The 6,678-nt window shown below is 69.9% G+C and carries 6 protein-coding genes; 1 reads left to right on the top strand and 5 read right to left on the bottom strand.

Annotated elements, in window-relative coordinates; translation table 11 throughout:
• On the top strand, positions 1-361 hold a 361-nt coding region (locus tag AB0O29_RS06405; RefSeq protein WP_365146943.1), incomplete at its 5' end, for a helix-turn-helix domain-containing protein.
• 20 nt (positions 362-381) lie between these two features.
• Here AB0O29_RS06405 and AB0O29_RS06400 read toward each other — a convergent pair.
• From AB0O29_RS06400 to AB0O29_RS06380, 5 genes are all read right to left on the bottom strand, one after another.
• Positions 382-969 (bottom strand): TetR/AcrR family transcriptional regulator, encoded by a 588-nt coding sequence (locus tag AB0O29_RS06400; protein ID WP_365146941.1) that lies wholly within the window; start codon positions 967-969, stop codon positions 382-384.
• Positions 970-1,088: 119 nt separating this feature from the next.
• A complete protein-coding gene (gene serA / locus AB0O29_RS06395; RefSeq protein ID WP_365146938.1) occupies positions 1,089-2,678 on the bottom strand; it encodes a phosphoglycerate dehydrogenase in 1,590 nt (529 codons plus the stop codon).
• Positions 2,679-2,984: 306 nt separating this feature from the next.
• Complete coding sequence (gene ilvC, locus AB0O29_RS06390; RefSeq protein ID WP_365146935.1) at positions 2,985-3,986, bottom strand: ketol-acid reductoisomerase; 1,002 nt, start codon at positions 3,984-3,986, stop codon at positions 2,985-2,987.
• 135 nt (positions 3,987-4,121) lie between these two features.
• A complete protein-coding gene (ilvN, locus tag AB0O29_RS06385) occupies positions 4,122-4,646 on the bottom strand; it encodes an acetolactate synthase small subunit (RefSeq protein WP_365146932.1) in 525 nt (174 codons plus the stop codon).
• 32 nt (positions 4,647-4,678) lie between these two features.
• Positions 4,679-6,565, bottom strand: a complete 1,887-nt coding sequence (locus AB0O29_RS06380; protein WP_365146929.1) for an acetolactate synthase large subunit — start codon at positions 6,563-6,565, stop codon at positions 4,679-4,681.
• Between the last annotated feature and the right edge of the window lie 113 nt (positions 6,566-6,678).

Genomic DNA, 6,678 nt, shown 5'->3' with positions numbered 1-6,678 from the left:
GAGCTTCGTGCCGTCGGGGAGGACGAACTCCTTCATGCCGGCCGTCTGCACGGCGTGCTCGCCCTTCGCGCTCTCGGCGTCCGGCACGTCCGGGATGGGCGCCCTGGCCGCCGGGCCCGTGGACGACCCCGCGACCCGGGCCCTGCTCAGCCCGGCCCACCGGGAACTGGCCCGCACCGCCGAGGTGTTCCTCGACTGCGCGGGGCAGGCCGGCCGCGCGGCGGCGGCCCTCGGCGTCCACCGCCAGACCCTCTACTACCGGCTGGGCCGGGTGGAGCAGCTGACCGGGCTGGACCTGGACACGGGCGAGGACAGGCTCCTCCTCCACATGGCCCTCAAGGCAGCCCGCCTGAACGACTGACCGACCGATCCGCCGAACGGCTACCCCGCGGCCCGTTCCGCGTCCGAGAAGCCCTGTGCCAGCCGCCGCAGCCCCTCCGCGAACTCCTCGCCTGACGGGGCGCTGGCGGGGTCGAACAGCCACTGGATCATCAGGCCGTTGAGCAGTGCCTGGTACACGGCCCCGAGCGTGCGCTCGTCCCGCTCGGTCAGCCCCTCCTCCGGGGCTCCGGTCATCATCGAGACCAGCCCCCGGCGGCCCTCCAGCTGCGAGGCGGCGAGCATGGACTTCAGCTCCGGCTTCTGGTCCCGGCTCAGCGCGACCTCCAGGCTGGCCGCCCACACCGGGCCGGCCGCCTCGTGCTCCGCGACGACCCCGTCCCACAGCGCCCGCAGCCGCTCCAGGGAGCCCGCGGCCCCCTCCAGCCCGGCCTGCCGGCCCTCGCCCCACTCCTCGATCAGGGCGATGAACGCCTTGGTGAGCAGCGCGTCCTTGGAGCCGTAGTGGTAGCCGATGGACGCCAGGTTGGTCCCGGAGGCGCTGACGATGTCGCGCGCGGTGGTGCGCACGAACCCCTTCTCGGCCAGGCACTTCTTGGCGCCTTCGAGCAGATCTTCACGGTGTCCCATGCCGACACGTTAGCAAGCCCCATACAGCCGTCCCATACGGATGTATGGGACGGCGGGCCCGCGCATACGGGGAAGGGCCCGGGGTCACCCCCGGGCCCTTCCCACAGCGTGCGCGACGGTCAGACGAGGTTGACCGTACGGGCCGACGCGGCGCCGATCTCCTCCGAGATGGCCGCGAGGACGTCCGCCGGGACCTCCGCGTCGACGGTGAGGACGACGAGCGCCTCGCCGCCCTCCGAGGCACGGGCCACCTGCATGCCCGCGATGTTCAGGCCGGCCTCGCCGAGCAGCAGGCCGACCTTGCCGACGACGCCCGGGCGGTCGGTGTAGCGGAGCACGATCATGTGGTCGGCCAGGGCCAGGTCCACGTCGTACTCGCCGACGCCCACGACCTTCTGAAGGTTCTTCGGGCCGACGAGCGTGCCGGAGACCGCCACCTCCTGGCCGTCCGACAGGGTGCCGCGGACGGTCACCACGTTGCGGTGGTCCGGGGACTCCGAGCTCGTCGTCAGGCGCACCTCGACACCGCGCTCCTGCGCGAACAGCGGGGCGTTGACGTAGGAGACCGTCTCGTCGACGACGTCCTCGAAGACACCCTTGAGGGCCGAGAGTTCGAGCACCTTGACGTCGTGCTGGGTGATCTCGCCGCAGACCTCGACGTCGAGACGGACCGCCACCTCGCCCGCGAGGGCGGTGAAGATGCGGCCGAGCTTCTCGGCGAGCGGAAGACCGGGGCGCACGTCCTCGGCGATGACACCGCCCTGGACGTTGACCGCGTCCGGTACGAGCTCGCCGGCGAGGGCCAGGCGGACCGACTTGGCGACGGCGATGCCGGCCTTCTCCTGGGCCTCGTCCGTGGACGCGCCGAGGTGCGGGGTGCAGACGACCTGGTCGAGCTCGAACAGCGGGGAGTCCGTGCAGGGCTCCTTCGCGTACACGTCGAGGCCGGCGCCGGCGACGCGGCCCTCCTTGATGGCCGAGTACAGCGCGGCCTCGTCGACGATCCCGCCGCGGGCGGCGTTGACGATGCGGACGGACGGCTTCACCTTGTGCAGGGCCTCGTCCCCGATGAGACCGACGGTCTCGGGGGTCTTGGGCAGGTGCACGGTGATGAAGTCGGCGACCTCGAGCAGCTCGTCGAGCGTCAGCATCTTGACGCCCATCTGGGCGGCGCGCGCGGGCTGCACGTAGGGGTCGTAGGCGACGATCTTCATGCCGAAGGCCGACATGCGCTGGGCGACCAGGACGCCGATGCGGCCGAGGCCGACGACGCCGAGGGTCTTCTCGCTGAGCTCGACGCCCGTGTACTTGTTGCGCTTCCACTCGCCGTTCTTCAGCGCGGTGTTGGCCTGCGCGATGTTGCGGGCGGTGGCGACGAGCAGGCCGCAGGCGAGCTCGGCGGCGGTGACGATGTTGGAGGTCGGGGCGTTCACGACCATCACGCCGGCCTTGGTGGCGGCGGAGACGTCCACGTTGTCGAGGCCCACACCGGCGCGGGCGACGACCTTCAGCTTCTTGGCGGCGGCGATCGCCTCGGCGTCCACCTTGGTGGCGGAGCGGACGAGGATGGCGTCGACGTCGACGATGGCGGGCAGCAGCTCCGCGCGGTCGGCACCGTTGACGTGCCGGATCTCGAAGTCCGGACCGAGCGCGTCCACCGTGGCGGGCGACAGCTCTTCGGCGATGAGTACGACAGGTTTCGAGCTCACGTGGGTCCTCACAAGTCCAGTGCGGACGGCCGTCCCGACGGCCGCAGGCGGTGGAGGGGGTAGCCGCGTGGAAGACGCACGACACTGTGGGCCTGACGCGTTGTGTTGAGCAGTGTAGTGGCGGTTCCGGCGCGGAATTCCGCCTGTACGGAAGGATCACCCGTCCGTGATTGGCCGGGGTGGACAATCCGCACGATCCGAGGTCAACATTCCGTCGATTCTCGGCCGGTCCGCGGCGGAGGGGCCGGCCGGCGGCCGATGCGCGGCGGGGCCGGGACGCGCGTCCCGGCCCCGCCGCGTACGAGATCAGCTCTCGTCGCTGTCGACCCAGCTCATGAGCTTGCGCAGCTTCTTGCCGGTGGTCTCCAGCAGGTGCTCCGAGTCGGCCTTCTTGTACTCGTTGTACTTCGGCAGACCGGCCTTGTACTCGGCCATCCACTCCTCGGCGAACTTGCCGCTCTGGATCTCGGCGAGGACCTGCTTCATCTCGGCCTTGGTGGCGTCGGTGATGACGCGGGGGCCGGTGATGTAGTCGCCCCACTCGGCGGTCTCGGAGACCGACCAGCGCATCTTCTCCAGGCCGCCCTCGTACATGAGGTCGACGATGAGCTTCAGCTCGTGCAGGCACTCGAAGTAGGCGATCTCCGGCTGGTAGCCGGCCTCGGTCAGGGTCTCGAAACCGGCCTTGACCAGGGCGGAGGCGCCACCGCAGAGGACGGCCTGCTCACCGAACAGGTCGGTCTCGGTCTCCTCGGTGAAGGTGGTCTTGATGACGCCGGCGCGGGTGCCGCCGATGCCGGCCGCGTACGAGAGCGCCAGGTCGAAGGCCTTGCCGGTGGCGTCCTGCTCGACGGCGGCGATGCACGGAACGCCGCGGCCCTCCTCGTACTGGCGGCGGACCAGGTGGCCCGGGCCCTTCGGGGCGACCAGGGCGACGTCCACGTTGGTGGGGGGCTTGATGAAGCCGTAGCGGACGTTGAAGCCGTGGCCGAAGAAGAGCGCGTCGCCCTCCTTCAGGTGGTCCTTGATGGACGCCTCGTAGATCTCGGCCTGGAGCGGGTCCGGGGTCAGGATCATGATGACGTTCGCCCACTCGGCGGCCTCGGCCACGGAGACGACCTTCAGGCCCTGCTCCTCGGCCTTGGCCTTCGAGCCGGAGCCCTCCTTGAGGCCGACGACGACGTCGACGCCGGAGTCACGGAGCGACAGCGCGTGGGCGTGGCCCTGGCTGCCGTAGCCGATGACCGCGACCTTGCGGCCCTGGATGATGGACAGGTCGGCGTCGTTCTCGTAGAACAGCTCGGCCACTGGGATATCTCCTTGGTGCGCTGGTGTTGCTCCCACCGTACGGCGGGGAACGGATAAAGAGTTTGTCGGTCTCGCCATGCGAACCGGGCGTGTCCCGCCCGGTCCGGGCGTGGGGTCGGGCGCGCGGGGCGCCCGTCAGGCGCTGCGCTCGAGGGAGCGCAGGCTGCGGTCCGTGATGGACCGGCCGCCACGCCCTATGGCGATGGTGCCGGACTGCACCAGTTCCTTGATGCCGAAGGGCTCCAGCATCTTGAGCATGGCGCTGAGCTTGTCGCTGCCGCCGGTGGCCTCGATGGTGACGGCCTCCGGGGAGACGTCGACGGTCTTGGCGCGGAACAGCTGGACGATCTCGACGACCTGCGAGCGCGTCTCGTTGTCGGCGCGGACCTTCACCAGAACGAGTTCGCGTTCGATGGCGTTCGACGGCTCCAGCTCGACGATCTTGAGCACGTTGACCAGCTTGTTGAGCTGCTTGGTCACCTGCTCGAGCGGGAGGTCCTCCACGTTCACGACGATGGTGATGCGGGAGATGTCGGGGTGCTCGGTGACACCGACCGCGAGGGAGTCGATGTTGAACCCGCGGCGGGAGAACAGGGCGGCGATCCGGGCGAGGATGCCGGGGGTGTTCTCGACCAGGACCGAGAGCGTGTGCTTGGACATGTGAGTCGTTCTCTCTCTCAGGCTCTCTCGGCTCAGTCGTCTTCGTTGTCGCCGAAGTCGGGGCGGACGCCCCGGGCTGCCATGACCTCGTCGTTGGAGGTGCCGGCGGCGACCATCGGCCACACCATGGCGTCCTCGTGGACGATGAAGTCGACCACGACCGTGCGGTCGTTGATCGCGTTGGCCTCGGCGATGACCTTGTCCAGGTCCGCCGGGTCCTCGCAGCGCAGCGCGACGCAGCCCATGGCCTCGGACAGCTTGACGAAGTCCGGGACGCGGGTGCCCTGGCGGGGGGCGGAGGACTCGCCGAGCTGGGAGCCGACGGTGTCGTGGCCGGTCTCGTCGCCGTGCAGGACGGTGTTGGAGTAGCGCTGGTTGTAGAACAGCGTCTGCCACTGGCGGACCATGCCGAGGGCGCCGTTGTTGATGATGGCGACCTTGATCGGGATGTTGTTCAGCGCGCAGGTGGCCAGTTCCTGATTGGTCATCTGGAAGCAGCCGTCGCCGTCGATCGCCCAGACCGCGCGGTCCGGCATGCCGACCTTGGCGCCCATCGCGGCGGGGACCGCGTAGCCCATGGTTCCGGCGCCGCCGGAGTTCAGCCAGGTGCGGGGCTCCTCGTACTTGACGAAGTGGGAGGCCCACATCTGGTGCTGGCCGACGCCCGCCGTGAAGATCGTGCCCTGCGGCGCGAGCGCACCGATCCGCTCGATGACCTGCTGCGGCGAGAGCGAGCCGTCCTCGGGCAGGTCGTAGCCCAGGGGGTAGGTCTCGCGCCAGCGGTTGAGGTCCTTCCACCAGGCGGTGTAGTCGCCGGCGTGGCCCTCGTTGTGCTCGGCCTGGACGGCCTGGATGAGGTCGGCGATGACCTCGCGGGCGTCGCCCACGATCGGGACGTCGACCTCGCGGTTCTTGCCGATCTCGGCCGGGTCGATGTCCGCGTGGATGACCTTGGCGAAGGGGGCGAAGCTGTCCAGCTTGCCGGTGACGCGGTCGTCGAAGCGGGTGCCGAGGGCGATCAGCAGGTCCGACTTCTGGAGCGCGGTGACGCCGGTGACGGAGCCGTGCATGCCGGGCATGCCGACGTGCAGCGGGTGGCTGTCGGGGAAGGAGCCCAGGGCCATCAGGGTGGTGCAGACCGGGACGCCGGTCAGCTCGGCGAGGACCTTCAGCTCGGCGGTGGCGCCGGACTTCATGACGCCGCCGCCGACGTACAGGACCGGGCGCTTGGCCTGGACGATGAGCTTGGCGGCCTCGCGGATCTGCTTGGCGTGCGGCTTGGTGACCGGCCGGTAGCCGGGCAGGTCCAGGGCCGGCGGCCAGGAGAAGGTCGTCTTCGCCTGGAGGGCGTCCTTGGCGATGTCGACCAGGACCGGGCCGGGGCGGCCGCTGGCGGCGATGTGGAAGGCCTCGGCGATGGTCTTCGCGATGTCCTCGGCCTTGGTGACCAGGAAGTTGTGCTTGGTGATCGGCATCGTGATGCCGACGATGTCCGCCTCCTGGAAGGCGTCGGTGCCGATCGCCTTGGAGGAGACCTGGCCGGTGATCGCGACCAGCGGGACGGAGTCCATGTGGGCGTCGGCGATCGGGGTGACGAGGTTGGTCGCGCCCGGGCCGGAGGTGGCCATGCACACGCCCACCTTGCCGGTGGCCTGGGCGTAGCCGGTGGCGGCGTGGCCGGCACCCTGCTCGTGGCGGACCAGGATGTGACGGACCTTCTTGCTGTCCATCATCGGGTCGTACGCCGGGAGGATGCAGCCGCCCGGGATGCCGAAGACGGTGTCGCACCCCACCTCTTCGAGAGAGCGGATGAGGGACTGCGCGCCCGTGACGTGCTCAACTGCGGTGGGCTGGTGCCCACCCGTACGGGGCCGCGGCTGCGGATGGTGGGCCCCGGAGGCCTGCTCGGTCATCGGCATTCTCTTCTCGAAGCTGAGGGTTTTACGAGGAGCGGGGGTGCCCCGGTTCTCGTCCGGGTGCGTGTGCCAGTGCAACAAAAAACCCCTCGTGCCAGGTGGCAAGCGAGGGGAGC

The organism is Streptomyces sp. NPDC089915, from assembly GCF_040684675.1.
Taxonomy (GTDB): Bacteria; Actinomycetota; Actinomycetes; order Streptomycetales; family Streptomycetaceae; genus Streptomyces.
This window is presented reverse-complemented; position numbering and strand designations above follow the sequence as displayed.

Excerpts from the sequence above, each read along its gene's own strand:
- AB0O29_RS06400 (WP_365146941.1), bottom strand. The coding sequence starts at position 969 with ATGGGACACCGTGAAGATCTGCTCGAAGGCGCCAAGAAGTGCCTGGCC.
- AB0O29_RS06380 (WP_365146929.1), bottom strand. The coding sequence starts at position 6,565 with ATGCCGATGACCGAGCAGGCCTCCGGGGCCCACCATCCGCAGCCGCGG.
- ilvN (WP_365146932.1), bottom strand. The coding sequence starts at position 4,646 with ATGTCCAAGCACACGCTCTCGGTCCTGGTCGAGAACACCCCCGGCATC.